This is a genomic window from Bradyrhizobium liaoningense, assembly GCF_018130785.1.
GTDB classification, from domain to species: domain Bacteria; phylum Pseudomonadota; class Alphaproteobacteria; order Rhizobiales; family Xanthobacteraceae; genus Bradyrhizobium; species Bradyrhizobium liaoningense_A.
In genome coordinates, this window is record NZ_JAFCJT010000014.1 from 142,724 (window position 1) to 159,899 (window position 17,176).

The 17,176-nt window shown below is 64.7% G+C and carries 13 protein-coding genes; 7 read left to right on the forward strand and 6 right to left on the reverse strand.

What is annotated here, in order from left to right:
• The first annotated feature begins 138 nt into the window (after positions 1–138).
• The 4 genes from tcuA to JQ627_RS25340 all read left to right on the forward strand — a co-directional run bounded on the left by tcuA (position 139) and on the right by JQ627_RS25340 (position 3,432).
• A complete protein-coding gene (gene tcuA, locus JQ627_RS25325; protein ID WP_212486811.1) occupies positions 139–1,530 on the forward strand; it encodes an FAD-dependent tricarballylate dehydrogenase TcuA in 1,392 nt (463 codons plus the stop codon).
• Complete coding sequence (gene tcuB / locus JQ627_RS25330) at positions 1,517–2,623, forward strand: tricarballylate utilization 4Fe-4S protein TcuB (RefSeq protein ID WP_212486812.1); 1,107 nt, start codon at positions 1,517–1,519, stop codon at positions 2,621–2,623. Before tcuA ends, tcuB begins: the two co-directional genes overlap by 14 nt.
• 73 nt (positions 2,624–2,696) lie before the next feature.
• Positions 2,697–2,855, forward strand: a complete 159-nt coding sequence (locus tag JQ627_RS25335) for a DUF5993 family protein (RefSeq protein ID WP_212486813.1) — start codon at positions 2,697–2,699, stop codon at positions 2,853–2,855.
• A 10-nt stretch (positions 2,856–2,865) separates the two neighbouring features.
• Positions 2,866–3,432 carry a disulfide bond formation protein B gene (locus JQ627_RS25340; RefSeq protein WP_212486814.1) on the forward strand — a complete coding sequence of 189 codons (567 nt, stop codon included), beginning with the start codon at positions 2,866–2,868 and terminating at the stop codon, positions 3,430–3,432.
• Here JQ627_RS25340 and JQ627_RS25345 read toward each other — a convergent pair.
• On the reverse strand, positions 3,425–4,099 hold the full coding sequence (locus tag JQ627_RS25345) for an alpha/beta fold hydrolase (protein ID WP_212486815.1): 675 nt from the start codon (positions 4,097–4,099) through the stop codon (positions 3,425–3,427). The genes JQ627_RS25340 and JQ627_RS25345 overlap by 8 nt on opposite strands.
• 10 nt (positions 4,100–4,109) lie before the next feature.
• Positions 4,110–7,514 (reverse strand): acyl-[ACP]--phospholipid O-acyltransferase, encoded by a 3,405-nt coding sequence (locus JQ627_RS25350; protein ID WP_212486816.1) that lies wholly within the window; start codon positions 7,512–7,514, stop codon positions 4,110–4,112.
• A gap of 670 nt (positions 7,515–8,184) precedes the next feature.
• Between JQ627_RS25350 and JQ627_RS25355 the strand changes: the two genes are divergently transcribed.
• Entirely contained in the window at positions 8,185–8,817 is a 633-nt protein-coding gene (locus tag JQ627_RS25355) for a TetR/AcrR family transcriptional regulator (protein WP_212486842.1), read from the forward strand.
• Between the two features lie 13 nt (positions 8,818–8,830).
• On the opposite strand, the gene JQ627_RS25360 is transcribed toward JQ627_RS25355, so the two are convergent.
• From JQ627_RS25360 to JQ627_RS25375, 4 genes are all read right to left on the reverse strand, one after another.
• The gene (locus tag JQ627_RS25360; RefSeq protein ID WP_249143352.1) at positions 8,831–11,467 is read right to left on the reverse strand and encodes an autotransporter domain-containing protein; all 2,637 of its coding nucleotides are present in this window, start codon (positions 11,465–11,467) and stop codon (positions 8,831–8,833) included.
• 315 nt (positions 11,468–11,782) lie between these two features.
• Complete coding sequence (locus tag JQ627_RS25365) at positions 11,783–13,096, reverse strand: GGDEF domain-containing protein (RefSeq protein WP_212486817.1); 1,314 nt, start codon at positions 13,094–13,096, stop codon at positions 11,783–11,785.
• 243 nt (positions 13,097–13,339) lie between these two features.
• Entirely contained in the window at positions 13,340–14,644 is a 1,305-nt protein-coding gene (gene pncB, locus JQ627_RS25370; protein WP_212486818.1) for a nicotinate phosphoribosyltransferase, read from the reverse strand.
• A gap of 80 nt (positions 14,645–14,724) precedes the next feature.
• A complete protein-coding gene (locus JQ627_RS25375; RefSeq protein ID WP_212486819.1) occupies positions 14,725–15,645 on the reverse strand; it encodes a LysR family transcriptional regulator in 921 nt (306 codons plus the stop codon).
• A 104-nt stretch (positions 15,646–15,749) separates the two neighbouring features.
• On the opposite strand from JQ627_RS25375, the gene pcaH reads away from it, so the two are divergent.
• Together pcaH and pcaG are read left to right on the forward strand one after the other, a co-directional pair.
• On the forward strand, positions 15,750–16,538 hold the full coding sequence (pcaH, locus tag JQ627_RS25380) for a protocatechuate 3,4-dioxygenase subunit beta (RefSeq protein WP_212486820.1): 789 nt from the start codon (positions 15,750–15,752) through the stop codon (positions 16,536–16,538).
• 3 nt (positions 16,539–16,541) lie between these two features.
• On the forward strand, positions 16,542–17,168 hold the full coding sequence (pcaG, locus tag JQ627_RS25385; protein WP_212486821.1) for a protocatechuate 3,4-dioxygenase subunit alpha: 627 nt from the start codon (positions 16,542–16,544) through the stop codon (positions 17,166–17,168).
• Positions 17,169–17,176: the final 8 nt, after the last annotated feature.

Sequence of the window (17,176 nt, forward strand, 5' to 3'; positions counted from 1 at the left end):
CGCATCCTGCCCATGCAGAGATGCTGCTTGCACCGCTGATGTATATCTTTGTATACAAAAGTACGCAATGGTTCCCTGGGTTGATCGGGACCATCGGCGGGCAGAAGGTCTCTAACTTCGTCGCATCGGGCAGACGGCATGAGCAGCAAATACGACGTGCTGGTGATCGGCGGCGGCAACGCGGCGCTATGCGCCGCGATCTCGGCGCGCCGCGGCGGTGCCTCGGTGCTTGTGCTGGAGGGGGCGCCAAAATTCTATCGCGGTGGCAATACCCGCCACACCCGCAACATGCGCTGCGCCCATGACGCGGCGACGGACATCCTGACCGGTCCCTACACCGAGGATGAGTTCTGGGAGGATCTGCTGCGTGTCACGGGCGGGCAGACCGACGAGGTGCTCGCGCGCCACATGATCCGGGAGTCCAAGGATATCCTGAACTGGATCGTGGAGCAGGGCGTGCGCTGGCAGCCCTCGCTCGGCGGCACACTGAGCCTTGGCCGCACCAACTCCTTCTTTCTCGGCGGTGGCCGCGCGATGCTGAACGCGCTCTATCTCACCGCCGAGCGGCTCGGTGTCGACGTCGAATACGATGCCGAGGTCACTGATCTCGTGATCGAGGACGGTATGTTCCTCGCCGCTCGCCTCAAGCGGCCGATCAGGGGCGAGACCGAGATCCGCGCGACGTCGCTGGTCGCCGCAGCCGGCGGGTTCGAGGCCAACATCGAATGGCTGAAGCAATATTGGGGCGAGGCCGCCGACAACTTCCTGATCCGCGGCACGCCCTATAACCGCGGCTCGATCCTGAAGATGCTGCTGGACAAGGGCGTGCAGGAGGTCGGCGATCCCACGCAATGCCATGCGGTCGCAATCGACGCTCGCGCGCCGAAATTCGACGGCGGCATCATCACGCGCCACGACTCCGTCGTGTTCGGCATTGTCGTCAACAAGCACGCCCAGCGATTCTACGACGAGGGCGAGGACATCTGGCCGAAGCGTTACGCGATCTGGGGCCGGCTGGTTGCGGCGCAGCCTGACCAGATCGCCTACATCATCTTCGACTCGACCGTCGTTACGAGCTTTATGCCGACGTTGTTCCCGCCGATCGCGGGGCAGACGATCGCCGAGCTTGCCGGCAAGCTCGAGCTCGGTCCGGCCGCGCTGGAGAAGACGATCACCGAGTTCAACGCGGCCGTGCGGCCCGGCACCTTCGACCATACCATCCTGGACGATTGTGTGACCGAAGGCATCACGCCGGCCAAGACGCACTGGGCAAGGCGGATCGAGACGCCGCCCTATCTCGCCTACCCGGTGCGGCCCGGGATCACCTTCACCTATCTCGGCACGCGCGTAACCAAGGAGGCGCGGATGCTGATGGCCGATGGCAAGCCGTCGGCCAACATGTTCGCGGCGGGCGAGATCATGGCCGGCAACGTGCTCGGCAAGGGCTATGCGGCCGGCATGGGCATGACCATCGGCAGCGTGTTCGGGCGGATCGCAGGACGGGAAGCGGCGAAACATGCACGGAACTAGAATTCTGGACGAAGCCGACCGTCTGATGACGGTCTGCAATTCCTGCCGCTACTGCGAGGGTCTTTGCGCGGTGTTTCCGGCCATGGAAATGCGCCGGGCCTTCTCCGACGGCGACCTCAACTATCTCGCCAATCTCTGCCACTCCTGCGGCGCCTGCTACGTCGATTGCCAGTTCTCGCCGCCGCACGAGTTCAATGTCAATGTTCCCAAGACGCTTGCTGTTGCGCGCGCCGAGTCCTACGCGGCCTATGCCTGGCCGGGGGCGCTGTCCGGTGCCTTCGCCCGCAACGGGCTCGTCATCAGCGTCATCGCCGCGCTCAGCATGGCTGCCTTTATCCTCGGCTTTGCCGCCCTCAACGACCACAGCGTGTTGTTCGGTGTGCACACCGGCCCTGGTGCCTTCTACAAGCTCATGCCGCACAACGCGATGGCCGCGTTGTTCAGCGCCGCCTTCCTCTACGCGATCCTCGCGCTGGCCATGAGCGTGCGTGCCTTCTGGCGCGATATCGGTACACCGATCGGCGGCCGCGCCGACGGCGGCTCGATCTTCCAGGCGATCCGCGATGCCGGCGAGCTGCGCTATCTCCACGGCGGCGGCGTCGGCTGCTACAACGAAGACGACAAGCCGACCGACCGGCGCAAGCTTTTCCATCACCTGACGTTCTACGGCTTCCTGCTGTGCTTTGCCGCGACCTCAGTGGCCACGCTGTATCACTATCTCTGGGGACGCGAGGCGCCGTATCCGTGGTGGGACCTGCCTGTCGTGCTCGGCTCGCTCGGCGGCATCGGCCTCATCGTCGGTCCAATCGGGCTGTTCGTCGCGAAGACGGGCCGTGATCCGGCGCTGCTCGACGAGAACCGTTATGGCATGGACGTCGGCTTCATCGCCATGCTGTTTCTGACCGGCTTCACCGGCATGGCGCTGCTTGTCCTGCGCGAGTCCGCGGCCATGGGGCCGCTGCTGGCTCTCCATCTCGGCGCGGTGTTCGCGCTGTTCATCACCATGCCCTACGGCAAGTTCGTGCACGGCATCTATCGCTTCGCGGCGCTGGTGCGCTATGCGCAGGAGCGCCGCAGCGAAGCCGGCTCTTGAGAGGCACGCGGGGCTGACGTATCTCTTGGGCCCGCATCGCGCGATGCGCGAATCGCCTTGGGAGCCCGCGCTCATGTACATGTTTCTGCCCTTCCTGCTGGCGCTCGCAGGCTGCGCCTGCACCTGGCGTTCGCGCGCGGGACTGAGCTATGCGCTCTGGAGCGCGACGATCGTCGTCACTGTCGCATGGTTCTTCCACCACGCGACCGATCCGCTGAAATTCTCCTTCTGACGGTGTCGAGATGAGCACTTCAGCTCTGAACGAGCAACAACCCGTCGGCGCGATCCTGAATATGCTTGGGCTGCTCGGGATCTCGTCGATCCTGATGGTCGCATTCTTCTATCAGCTTGCGCTCGGCGAGCTCCCTTGCCCGTTGTGCCTGCTTCAGCGGGCCGGCTTCATCGCGATCGGCATGGGGTTCGTGTTCAACATGCGCCTCGGCGAGCGGCCATCACACTATGCGATGATTCTCATGGCGAGCCTTGTCACCGGCTTCATCTCGATGCGGCAGGTGTCGCTGCATCTGGCGCCTGGCGATCCCGGATACGGCTCGGCGCTGTTTGGACTGCATTTCTATACCTGGGCGCTGATCGCGGCGATCGGGGTCGTGTGTTATGTCGCGCTCGTCTTCGTTCTGAAGGATGCGACCGGCAAGCGAGATGGGGACGCGGCTTTGAACGGTGCGGCATCGAACACGGTCTTCGCGATCTTCACGTTGCTGGTTGCCGCCAATCTGCTGTCCACCGTGCTGGAGTGTGGTGCGGGCCAGTGCGGCGACAACCCGGTTCGCTATCTCCTGCTCATGTGACCGGATTGAAGTGGCCGTCGTGCAGGAAGGCGATCGTCTGCTCGATCGCGACGGTGTTTCGTGGCAGTCCGGTATGCGATGCCTTGACGATGATGTGGTCGGCCATGTCGGCCAGTTTTGCGCTTTCGACTGAAACCCGTCCGTCATTGGGCCGTGGCAGGACAAAGGTCGATGCGATCGGCGCGATGGTGCGGCATCCCGCGATGACCCCGACGGCATAATCGGGCGGCGGCAGGGCGGCGAGCACCGGGTCTTGGGTCGTCGTGAGCTGCGAGCCGGCCGGGCCGAAAACGGTGCGGTAAATCGAAAGGTCCTTCAGGAGGTCAGCGACCTCGCTGCCGCCGTTGGGCGTGCCCAGCATCACGACGCGGCCGAGCCGCGCCGGACGGTATCGCGCGATATAAACCCGCGTGAGCAGCCCGCCCATGGAATGGGCGACGAAGTGGATCGCGCCGTCGCATTGCTCCGCAAATGCGGCGATCGACGGGTGAAGCTCCTCCGCAAGCTCTTCGAGTGGCTTCTTGCGGCTGGCATAGTCGAGGTTGAGCGTCGCGAAACCGCGACGCTGCAGCGCTCGATCCAGTTTCTTCAGCGTCCAGGAACCGACGCCGATGCCGTGGAGCAGCACCACACCTTCGCACCGCGTATCGGCGGGTGCGAAGGCCATGGGTTGAGCCTCACGCAACCTCGCGCTCCGGCGAGGACGCCTGTTCGCGGGCCATCGTCGTTGCCGTGACATAGTCGGTCTTGCCGGTGCCGAGCAGCGGCACCTTGTCGACCACCATGATCGCCGCGGGCACAGTCAACTCGGACGCGCCGATCGCCTTGGCCTGGCCCTGCATCGCGCTACGTTCGGCGGTCTTCTCCGTCGTCAGCAGCACGATGCGCTCGCCCTTGCGCTGGTCCGGGATCGACACGGCGACCGATGCGGCCTGCGGCCACAGCGTCGTTGCGATGCTCTCGACCGCCGACAGCGAGACCATTTCGCCCGCGATCTTGGCGAAGCGCTTGGCGCGGCCCTTGATGGTGATGAAGCCAGCCGGGTCGATCGCGACGATGTCGCCCGTGTCGTGCCAGCCCTCGGCGAGCGGCTCGAGCACGCCGGGATTTTCGGCCCTGAGGTAACCGAGCATGACGTTCGGTCCGCGCACCGAGAGGCGTCCACCTTCCTCGATGCCGGGAACCGGATCGAGGCGGCTTTCCATCAGCGGCGAGAGGCGGCCGACGGTGCCGGGACGGTTGGCCATCGGCGTGTTCATCGCCAGCACCGGCGCGGTCTCGGTGACGCCGTAGCCTTCCAGGATGCGGATGCCGTAGCGCTCCATGAACACCTGCCGCGTGCGGTCCTTGACCGCCTCGGCGCCGGCGATCACGAGGCGCAGGGTGCGGAAGTCGTAGGCGTGCGCCGAGCGGGCATAGCCGGTGAGGAAGGTGTCGGTGCCGAACAGGATCGTGGCGCCGGTCTGGTAGATCAGCTCGGGCACGATCCGGTAGTGCAGCGGCGAGGGATACATGTAGATCGGAATGCCCGCGAGCAGCGGCATCATCATTCCACCGGTCAAGCCGAAGGAGTGGAACACCGGCAGCACGTTGAACACCTTGTCATTGGCATTAGCATCGACCCGCGCCAGTGCCTGCGCCGCATTCGCGAGGATGTTGTGGTGGGACAGCACCACGCCCTTGGGCGTGCCTTCCGAACCCGACGTGAACAGCACGACGGCGGGATCGTTGGCCTGGCGGGCGACGCGCGGTGCGGTGCCTGCGAGCAGCCCCTTGATCTTGTCGGCGGTTCCGATCGTGGCGCGGACATCCTCGAGATAGACGACGCGGGCCTCCGCGGAGATCGCGGCCATCAGCTTGTCGAGCTTGCCCTTCTCGATGAAGGCCTTCGACGTCAGCACGGTCTTGACCTGCGCGGCCTTCATGGCGGCGAGGACGTTGACCGGGCCGGCCGAGAAATTGAGCATGGCCGGCACCCGGCCGATGCTTTGCAGTGCCATGAAGACGACGGCGACGCCCGCGGAATTCGGCAACAGCACGCCGACGTTTTCGCCGGCCACCGTGCCGGCTTCAAGCTTGCGGCTCAAGACCTGCGCACCGAGGATCAGCTTGCGATAGGTCAGCTTGGTGCCGAGCGCGTCCTCGATGATGACCTTGCCGGTATCGCGGTCGCGATAGGCATGTCCGAGCGCTTCGAACAGCGTGTGGTCAAGCATGGCGTTCTTGACCATGGCGTCGATCATCACGTCCTGGAGCGCGGCGCCCGCGGCGTTGCGCCGTGCCTTGCCCTTGAGCGCTCGATCGACCGGAAGCTTGACCGGCGGCAGGATCGTGACCGTCACCCGCGGAAACCACGAGCGCTTGATCTGGCTGCCGTTGAGGTAGCTGAGATGCGAGCGCTGCGCGCCCTCGATGCGAACCGGCACGACCACTGCGTCGGCCTTGTCCGCGATCATCGCGGTACCGTCATAGACCTTCATCAGCGAGCCGGAGACGGTGATGCGTCCTTCCGGGAAGATGACCACCGGTTCGCCGGCGGCGACGAGCTTGATCAGGTCGCGCGCGGCCAGCGGCTTGGTCGGATCCATGGTGTAGTGCTTGACCACGCGCAGGAACGGCTTGGCCCACCAGGCCTTGGAGATGCCGGTATCGACCGCGAAGCTCGCATCGATCGGCAGCACGGCGTGCAGCAGCGGGCCGTCGATCAGGCTGACATGGTTGGGCGCGATCAGCATGCGCGTGCCCGGAGGCGGCAGGTTCTCGAGCCCGCGAACCTCGGTGCGGAACAGTGCGCGGAACAGCAGTCCGCCGAAGTCGCGCACGCCCTCCTTGCCCCATTTCGTCAGCACGAACCAGACCGCGCCGAAGCTGGCGACGCCGAGGCCGAAGAAGATCCAGCCGACGTGCAATCCGCCCGCCTGCAACAGCGCGACGAACAGTGAGCCGACCACCATGAAGGCGGCTTGCAGCACGTTGCCGGCAGCGATGATGCGGGCACGCTCGGACGGCGCCGACCAGGCCTGGACGGCGGCGAAGGATGGAACGACGAACAAGCCGCCGCCGAATGCGAAGGCGACGAAGTCGATCAGCATGCGCAGACCCGCGAATGAGGTTGCGAAGTCGACCGCGGCAATGTCCTGACCTTTGGTGGTCACGCCGATGGCCCAGGCGAGATCGAGGCCGGCAAAGCCCATGATGATGGCGCCGATCGGCACCAGTGCGAGGTTCGGCCGAACGTGGCTCAGGCTGGCGGCGAACAGCGAGCCGATGGCAATGCCGATTGCGAAGATCGCGAGGCACAGCGTCACCACGCCTTCAGTACCACCGACGACATCCTTGACCAGCGCCGGCAGCAGCGACAGCACGATCGCGCCGACCAGCCAGAACCAGGAGACGATCACGGTGCCGTCCCACAGCCGCTTGTCCGCGTAGAGCGTCTTCAACAGGCTGAGCGTCGAGGTCCAGGGATTGGCGTTGACAGGCAGATCGGGGGCGGATGGCGTTGTCTGCGGAATGCGGGAGGCGAAGGCCCAGGACAGCAGAGCCAGCACGACCACGGCCGATGCGACCCAGCCCATATGCGCGGAGCCGGCCACGAACTGGCCGCCGGCGACAGTGCCGAGCAGGATCGCCATGAAGGTCGCGCCTTCGACCAGCGCGTTGCCGGTCGCGAGCTCTCCGAGCTCGAGCTGATCCGGCAGCATCGAGTATTTCACCGGGCCGAACAGGGCGGCGATGATGCCGAACAGTGCGAGCGCTGCGAACAGCAGCGGCACCGAATGCAGGAAGAAGCCGGCGGCAGCAAAGGCCGCGGCGAAGATCTCGGCGAATTTGAGCCGCCTTGCGACGACGGATTTGACATATTTGTCGGCGAGCTGGCCGCCGAGCCCGGACAGGATGAAATAGGGGAAGATGAAGACGGCGCCTGCCACCGTCACCAGGGCATCACTGTGGCCGGTCGCGGCACTGTAAAGCAGGATGATGACGAGTGCGTTCTTGAGCACGTTGTCATTGAGCGCCGAAAAGAATTGCGCCCAGAACAGCGGCGCAAAGCGGCGTGACGACATCAAATCCCTGATCATGACCAGTCCTGTTTTGAAAGGCAGCCTGAGGTTGTTACGTTGTCTGTGAAACGTCACGACCGGAAGAGAACGATTGCCGGGTGACGACGCTCACCGGCCTGCACTGTCCCCTCGATCCTTCCGATCCTGTTGGTCTCCAAGTGGTCTCGTTAGGTTCGCAAATATCTGATCGCGGCCGCAGTTCGGGCGGAAGGGCCGCACCTACCGGGATATCGCGCCGGGCGGTGAGGAAAAGCTGAACCGCATCGCCGAGGGGCCGCGAAATCGGCTGCGAATGTCGGGACATGGTAAGTCCTTCCTTGCAACCGGATATTGCATTCGAGCCGACCGCAACGTGCCTGCTGCGCCCGCCTCAGGTGAGGTGGACAAGGTGGCGAAACGGCGAGAGGCGACCGAGCAGACTGAACCGGCGACCCTCGCGACGCGTGCGGGAACGGTTGGCCCGCCACATCCGAAAGGTCGCGCGGCGCTCAGCCAGCACACCGGCAGTGTCGCAGGCATTGGCGATGCGGTCGATCGGCGCCATCACGAACTTGAGGACGGCCCGGGCAAGGCCGGTCACGAGAGCCGCGGCGTCGTCGATGAAGGTGGACGCGATATCTACAGCGAGGGTTTGCATTTTGCAGGTCTCCGGGTTAATTTGAACAATGTTCACATGAGTAGCTTGAAAATGAACAATGTTCAAGAAGAATCGCTGCGGGATCAAAAAAAGTTTCGGAGGCGGCTGCAGATCCTGGAGATCGCCCGTAGCATCATTGCGACTAAAGGCTTGAGATCGTTGAAGGTTCGGGACATCGCGGAGGCCGCCGGCTGCTCGGTCGGCAGCGTCTACAACGAGTTCGGCGACTTCGACGGGGTGATCCTGACCGTCAATCGGGAGACCGTGCAAGCCCTGACGGTGCGGCTCGGCGGGGTTCCGGCGGACGATCCGGTCCGCCAGCTCTACGGGCTTGCCGAGACCTATCTCGAATTCTTCGCCGAGCACGCCAACCTGCTGCGCTCGCTGTTCGAGCATCGGATGGAGGACGACCGTCCTTATCCCGACGACATCCTTCAAATGGTGATGGACGCTTTCGCGTTGATGCATCCACCCCTGGTGCGGCTGCTACCGGACGCGGACGACGTGAGGATCGCGCTGCTGTCGCGCACGCTGTTTTCCGCCGTGCATGGAATCATCTCGCTCGGCCTCGAGGAGCGCATGGTGGCGGTGCCGCCCCAGATGCTGCGCCAGCAGGTCGAGCAATTCCTCGATGCGCATCTCGCCGGCCTCGGGATCGTGCCGGCCGGCGCACCGTCATCTTGAGGAGGCCAGGCGGCTACCACACGTATCGCAGGCTCGCGGTGCCGGTATAGGTGGTGCTGCGCGCCGCGAACTCGCCGTCAAACTTGGCCGACAGGGCAACGCCGTTCGAAAACTTCAGCTCGGCACCGGCCGATGTGAGCGCGGCGCCCTTTGCCGGCGTCGCGCCATTGACGATGAAGCCCGCGACGGGCAGTGCCTGGAATGCGGCGACGAGCGTCGGATCGCTCACCCAATCATGAGCCCAGGCCGCGCGGCCGCGCAACGTGAGGATCGCATTCGGCGTGACCAGCGTCGCGCGGTCGAAGCGCCCGCCGAGCTCGCTCCGTGTGTCGGAGGCCGTGCGTCCCTGGTAGGTCAGGCCAAAGCCGCTGCCGGCGAGATCGGCCTCGGTATAAGTCGGTGTGCGAAAAGCCTGCGCCTGCGCCGCCACGTATGGCGTGAAGCCGCCAATCGGCGTGGGGAAGCGATAGCCACCCTCGATGCGGCCTCCGACGGTTTGAGCGTCGAATTTCGCGGTGAGCTGGTTGCCGAACGGTGCGAGCCGGTCTGTCGACATCCAATGATTGGCCACTGCGAGAGAGGCGGCGAAATAGGCCGGGCCTGTACGCACCACGGTGTAGACGCCGGCCTGGATTGCATCGCTCTTGCCGCCGCCGATCGCCTGCGCGAGGTCCCACTTGGTGCCGCCGCCCGACAGCGCAAAGCCGACCAGCGCATCACGGCCGAAATGATAATCGGCGCCGGCCGCGACGCCGCTCACGCGCGTGCTCAGGTCGTGACTGCCGACCACGGCGGGGTCGCCGCTGGTGCGGTTGGTGCCGCCGAACGCCGTGCCCCAAACCGCCCAACGCTCCGCGAAGGCCGGCGCTTTCGTCGCCGGCGTCCCCAGAACCTTGTTGTAGGCGAGGGCAATATCGTCCGGCAGCGCGGCGCGCTCGGGGCTGAAGCCGAGCGCCCTGTCGCCCGTGCTCACGCCGCCGCGTCCGCTCACGAATGGATCGAGCATCAGGCCAAGGAACTGGCTCGTGAACTGGAACGCGCCCTGCTGCGCGCCGGTCGCGGCTTCGCCCGAAAGCTGATCGAGATTGTAGCGAAGCTGGGCGTCGCTCTGGCCTGCGAAGGAGGACAGGAAGGGTAGATTAGGCCCGAATGCACTCAAGGCGCCGGCCACCGCCTTCTGGTTCTGCGTCTGGGCGACGGAGAAGAATGCGGCGTTGTTGTAGTTGAGCGTCAGGAAGACGTTGAACCCGTCATAGCTGAGGGAGGACGCGAACAGCTGCGGATTGTATCCGCTGACAGTCACGCCCGCGAAGCTGCCGGTGAGGCCAGCCGTCGTGCTGAGGATGGTGTATTGCGTCGACGCGTTGTAGGCGCCTGCAAGCGTGGTGACGGCGACGGTGCCGCCGGTCAGCGTCGCGCTCATGGCGGCAATCTTGTCGGATTGTCCGGCCGCGTTGACCGAAATCGCGTAGGTCGACCCCGACTGGAACGCCGCATTGCTATTGACGACGAGCTGACCGAGATTGCCGGGCTCAACCCTACCGCCCGACAGCACGGTGAGCGTTCCGATCATGCCGTTGCCACTGAGCGTGCCGCCGCTGACGATCGTCGCGATGTTGGGCATCGAGCCGTTCACCTCGAGGGTGCCGGCCAGGACATTTACGGCCGCGATTTCAGTCGTCGAGCCGTTCAGCGTCCAGGTGGAGCTGCCGGTCTTTTCCAGCAGCTCAAATTCCCGGAACTGATTGGACGCACCGAATGTGCCGAGGTCGAAGCCAGCGTTGACGGTCCCGCCCAGGCGCAGCGTGTCCGCGCCGTTGCCGCCCACGACCCATCCGGTGATGTTCGATCCGGCACGCAGCTCGAAGACGTCGCTGCCGTCCTTGAGGTCGACAGCAATGCTGACGCCGTTGCTGCTGATCGCGCCTGAGTTGATAATGGTGTCCTGATTGTTCGAGCCGAATATTGCACTGCCCGAGGCATTCGATATCGTGCCGGCGTTGTTGATGGTGTTGCCGCCCGCCGCGCTGTTGAGATCGATGGCGGCGGGTCCGTTGCCCTGGACAAAGCCGCCCGACAGGATGTTCACCTGATTACCTGCCGAACCGCCGAAGATGCCGATGCCGGCGGTTCCGGCAGCGCCGCTTCCAACCGTACCCCCGATCACGATGATGTTGTTGTTCGAACCGGCGAGGCCAAGCCCCGCCGTGCCGACGGTCGGCGATCCGACTACAGCACCTGCATCCACCGTGATTGTATTGTTGCCGCCGCCTGACACGTCGATGCCGTCGCTGTTGGCAGGAGTGACCGACGCATTGCCGAGAACCTTGATCGCGCTATTCGATGTCGTGTCGAAGACAATGCCGGCAAAGACGGGGTCGTTCAGGGACGTCGGGCTGCCGTCGCCGACGTTGACGGTGACGCCGCTGACCCCTGACGCTGTTCTGACCAGGGTATTGCTCATCCCGGTGCAGGTAATTGAATCACCGGACTGGAGTGCTACCTGCGAGCCGGCCCCGGTAATCACACATGCCGCTTCTGCCGGCATGATGAACCACGGCAGCGAGCTACCGAGGGCACCGATCGCGGTGCTCAAGAGAACCGCACGCCGCCGGGACGTCGTCGCGCGAACGATATTGCGCGGGGTCATCAAATGATTCCAAGGCACTTCCAAACTCCTCTCGCGGCGCGGTCCGGGCGGATTCGCGCCCGCAGCATCGGGCGGTGCTATGGCTTAGCGAATGAGGTCCCGGCCATCGTGGACCGGCGCGCAATGTGATGTGTCCGAATGCGAAGAGCGCCGTTTTTTCAGAGCCATGTGGCCGCCACGTCACAACTGCGCCGTGTCACTGTATTGGCTGGTGCGCCGGGGTGGACCGGGGCGCCATCGGGTGGGCCTGAGGCGAACTCAACCTGATTGCGATGGTGCCCGGACCATCGAGATGAAATTGCGAGTCGACGGCTGTCAGCCTCGCGCTGCGACGGCCTCGCGCGGACGGGCTGCAACGACGACGACGTCCGGCCGGCCGTTGTCGACCTGTACCCGGTTGCGCCCCTTTTCCTTGGCGCGGTAACAGGCGGCATCCGCGCGCCGCATCGCGTCCTCGAGCGTGGTGTTGCCGTCCGCGATGCAGGCGACGCCGATGCTGGCGGTCACCGCAAAGCAACGATCGTCCCAGGCAAAGGTGAACAGCTCGAGCGATCTGCGCAGGCGCTCGGCGATATCGACGGTCGTCGAGGGTGAGCATTGCGGCAGGATCAGGCCGAATTCGTCGCCGCCAAGCCGGGCCACCAGATCATACGGCTCCCGGTCCTGTTGCAGCAGGCGCGAGACCTGGCAGAGCAGGCGGTCGCCGGCGAGGTGGCCGCAGGTGTCGTTGACGCTCTTGAACTGGTCGAGGTCGAGCAGGATCAGGCCCAGCGAACCCGCCGCGGTCCTGTCCAACTCGCTTTGCAGGCGCGCCTCGAAGGCGCGGCGGTTGGACAGGCCGGTCAACCAGTCGTGCGACGCCTGCCAGGCCAGGCGCTCCTTCTCGGCATGCAACGCGTCCTCGAACGCCTGTCGTTGGAGCATCAAGCGCCGCGTGTGCCAGATCAGGAGCAGGATCAGCGTCGCGGCCGCCACGATGTTGATGCACGTCAGCGTTACCTTGATGGCGCGGGAGCCTTCGCCGAGGACAGCAGAGAACCGCTCTGCATGCACCGTGAACTGCGCGTTGAGCTCCGAGAGCCGCGACGACAGCAGCCGCAAGCGGTCGCGGTCCTGAACGGGGCCGTTCGCCAACTCGGACCGGATGACCTCGCCGAAGACGCTGAGCTCCAGCAGCATGGGATCGGTGGCCGCCCATTCGTGGATCGCTTCCTGGAGGAAGCTGACGCGGTTGAAATAGCGGAACAGCCAGATCAATCCCGGAACGTCATCGGGATGGTTGCCGCCTTGCAGAAAGCCGATGCGGGCGGCCTCGACGTCGACCGGGTCGCGCTCGAGTGCCCACCGCGCGAACTCATCGCCGATCGGAACGGCGAGGGACGTCTGGTATTGGGCGAACTGGCTCGCCTCGCCTGAATGCAGATAGAGATTGAGGAAATAGACGGCGTTCTTCTGTGACCGCGACCACATCGCTTCGCCCGCGACATAGGCGCGGACCGACGACATCACTTCGAGACTGAATCCCGCGATCGCCGCCTGGAGCACGACGACCATCACGAATGGCGAGACGAGCTTGATGACGTGAAGGAAGCTGCGTTCCTTCGTCGACGTCGCTGTTCTGCGAAACACCCTGCGTTCCCCAAATCGATCAACAACCCCAGCGGAGCGTTGCGCCTGCAACGACAAGTAGAGGGGAAAGTTGCCTAACTCGACCTCAAGACGCAGGTGACTGCACCGCAGGGTGAAAGCGTTGTGAAGCCGATGCCGACAGTTCGCTTCAAATGCCGGCAAACCGGAACCAGCGCGGCGTCGGCGCGCCAGTGCCTCGCATTTGTCCAGCGGGGTTTACGTGACCGAGATATCGGTTCGGCGCTAGACCAGCACCGGCTGGCGGACGCGGCCGGCGTCGCCGAACACGCGCAGATAGCGCTCGATCTCCGAGGGCAGGCCGGTCGCCTTCTCCGGATTGTCGGAGAGCTTGACGGCCGGATGTCCGTCCACCGACGACACCTTGCAGACCAGCGAGATCGGATCGAGATTGAACGAGCCGTCCGGTGCGCAGCCGACGAAATCATTGGTGAGGTTGGTGCCCCAACCGAAGGAGAGCCGCACGCGGCCGGAGAAGTGGTGATAGGTCTCCTCGATCGAGCCGACATCCATCGCATCGGAAAAGACCAGCAGCTTGTCCTTGGGATTGCGACCCTTCTTCTGCCACCACGCGACGATCTCCTCGCCGGCCTGGACCGGCGGCGCGCTGTCGGGACGGAAGCCGGTCCAGTCGGCGACCCATTCCGGTGCATCGCGCAGGAAGGCCTTGGTGCCGAAGGCGTCGGGCAGCGCGATCAGGAGGTTGCCGCCATAGGTCTGGCGCCATTGGTCGAGAATGCGATAGGGCGCCCAGCGCAATTCCTCGTCATCCTTGGCGAGCGCAGCCGCCACCATCGGCAGCTCATGCGCATTGGTGCCGATGGCTTCGAGATCATTGTCCATCGCCAGCAGTACGTTGGAGGTGCCGATGAAGGACGGGCCCAGGCCTTCCTTCACCGCCTCGACGCACCAGCGCTGCCACAGAAAGCCGTGGCGGCGGCGGGTGCCGAAGTCGGACAGACGCAGATTCTCGAGCTGGCGCAGCCGTTCGACCTTGGTCCACAGCTTGGCCTTGGCGCGGGCATAAAGCACGTCGAGCTCGAAGCGGCCGCGGCCCTTCATCGCCGCGCGCGAGCGCAACTCGTTGAGGATGGCGAGCGCCGGAATTTCCCACATGGTGGTGTGGGTCCAGGGACCGTGGAAATGTAGTTCGTACTGGCCCTCGACCTTGCGCAGCTCGTATTCGGGCAGCCGGAATTCGGCCAGCCAGCGGATGAAGTCCGCCGAGAACATGTGGGTCTTGCCGTAGAAGGTGTTACCGGCAAGCCAGATCAGCTCCTTTTTGGTGAAGCGGATGGTGCGGGCGTGGTCGAGCTGGGCGCGCAGCTCGCCCTCGTCGATGGTCTCGGCGAGCCGTACGTGGCGCGAGCGGTTGATGACCGAGAAGGTCACCTGCTGACTCGGGTATGTTTCCCGAATCATCTGCAACATCAATAGTTTGTAGAAGTCGGTATCCAGCAGGCTGCGGATAATGGGGTCCAGCCGCCAGCTATGATTGTAGGTCCGGCTCGCAATATCGGTCACTGTCATGGCCGAATTCTAGCGTGGCGGCCCTCGCGCAACCAGTGGGTTTGGCGAAAGGCAGACTTCCTTGAAACCGTGACCGAGGCTCAGTCTCCGGCCGCCGTTGCCGCCACGGTTTCGAGCTGGCCGCGGATCCAGCGATGGGCCGGGTCTTTCTGATAGCGCTGATGCCAGACCATGAACATCGGCAGCTCGGCCAGCGTGCGCGTGCGCGACGCCAATGGAATCCGCGTTTGCGCGAAACCGCGCATCACGCCGGAGGCGAGCAGGCTCGGCATGCTCGCCAGCATCTGCGAGCCGCGCAGGAAGGGCGGCACGCCGGAAAAGCTCGGTACGGAGATGGCGATGTCGCGAAGGAAGCCGTTCGCCGCCAGCCGGCGGTCGAAGTCGAGCCGCTCGTTGTCGGTATAGACCACCGTGATGTGGCGTGCCGCGAGATAGGCGCTGCGGCCGGCCGGAGCGGTGCGCGCCCTGGGATCGAAATAGCAGACGTAATGATCGCTGAGCAGCCGCTTCTGCACGATGTCCACGCCGGATGGCGGCAGCGGCGTGACCAGGAGATCGCAGCGGTTTTCGCGCAGCATCGCGGGCGAGGGCGACTGCGAGGGGATCACGCGCAGATTCAGGCTCTTTACCTGTCCCGCGACATGGTCGAAGAACCGCGGCAACAGCAAATCGCGCTGCAAATCATTGGCGGCGATCGTCAGCGCAAGCTGCGCGCGCACCGGCTCGAAGGTGACGCCCCCGGCAAAGCTGCGCATCTCGTCGATCAGCGCCCGCGCCTTCGCGGCCAATGCCTGGGCATGCGCGGTGGCGACGATGCCGCGACCGGATTTGGCAAACAGCGGATCGCCCGCGATCCGCCGCAGCTTGTTCAGCCCGTGACTGACCGCCGATTGCGTCAGGCCGAGCCGCGTGGCTGCCGCCGTGACCGAGCCCTCCTCCAGCACGGCGAGAAACAGTTCGAGCGCGTGACCGTCGAGGGCCAAATGATCGATTTCTTTCATGCAATATATTATAATCGATCTATTTATCTGTGGAATAGGCCGGCCCATGATCTCCCGATAAGCCGCGCGTCCGTCCCGGGCGCTCTCAGGGAGAGACAACGCCGATGAATGCCCAGGCGCCAGCCTTGCGTGATCCCCGCCTCAACCGCCCTGAGCCTTTCACGCCGCCGCTCGGCGACGGCGGCTTCTTCCAGCGCGACCGCTCGATCCATCCGCCGGCGCACGCGCCCGGCTACAAATCCTCGGTGCTGCGCTCGCCGCGCCAGGCGCTGTTGTCGCTGGAGAACTCGATCTCGGAGATCACCGGGCCGGTGTTCGGCCACAACGATCTCGGCCCGCTCGACAATGATCTGATCCGCAACTACGCCAAGGACGGCGATCCCGTCGGCGAGCGCATCATCGTCCATGGCCGCGTGCTGGACGAGACCGGCCGCGGCGTGCCGAACACGTTGGTCGAGTTCTGGCAGGCCAATGCCGGCGGCCGCTACCGGCACAGGAAGGATACGTATCTGGCGCCGGTCGATCCAAATTTCGGCGGCTGCGGCCGTGCGCTGACCGACGACACCGGCTACTATTATTTCCGCACCGTGAAGCCGGGCCCCTATCCCTGGCGCAACTACGTCAACAGCTGGCGTCCCGCCCACATCCACTTCTCGGTGTTCGGCTCGGGCTTTGCGCAGCGGCTGATCACCCAGATGTATTTCGAGGGCGATCCCCTGATCCCGGTCTGTCCGATCCTGACGACGATCCCGGACAAGGACGCGCTCGACCGCCTCGTGGCGCCGCTCGACCTCAACGCCTCGACGCCGTTCGATTCGCTTGCCTACCGCTTCGACATCGTGCTGCGCGGCCAGCGCTCCACCTATTTTGAAAATCGCACCGCGGGGAACTGAGCAATGCCGCAGCCGCTCAACTATCTCAAGGAAACCGCCTCGCAGACCGCAGGGCCCTACGTCCATATCGGCCTGATCCCGGCGATGGCCGGCTTCGACATCTTCGAGAAGAATTTTTCCAACGTGCTGGTGACGCCAAGCACGCAAGGCGAGCGTATCACGCTGGAGGGCCGGGTCCTCGACGGCACGGGCACGCCGCTGCGCGATGTGCTCCTGGAGATCTGGCAGGCCAATGCGTCGGGCCGCTACAACCATCCGGCCGATCGTTCTGCCGGCGCGCCGGACGATGAGTTTCGCGGCTGGGGCCGCGCCGGTTCGGATTTCGACAGCGGCCTCATCACTTTCGAGACCATCAAGCCGGGAGCGATCACGGACAAGGCGGGCCGCAAATGCGCACCCCACGTCAATATCTGGATCGTCGCACGCGGCATCAACATCGGTCTCAATACGCGACTCTATTTCTCCGACGAAGAAGCCGCGAATGCCGCCGACCCCGTGCTCAACCTGGTCGAGCCGCCGGTTCGGCGCGCGACACTGATCGCCACGCGCGGTGAGCGCGCCGGCAAAGTCGTGTACTCCTTCACGATCAATTTGCAGGGGGCGGAGGAGACGGTGTTCTTCGACGTCTGACAATCCGG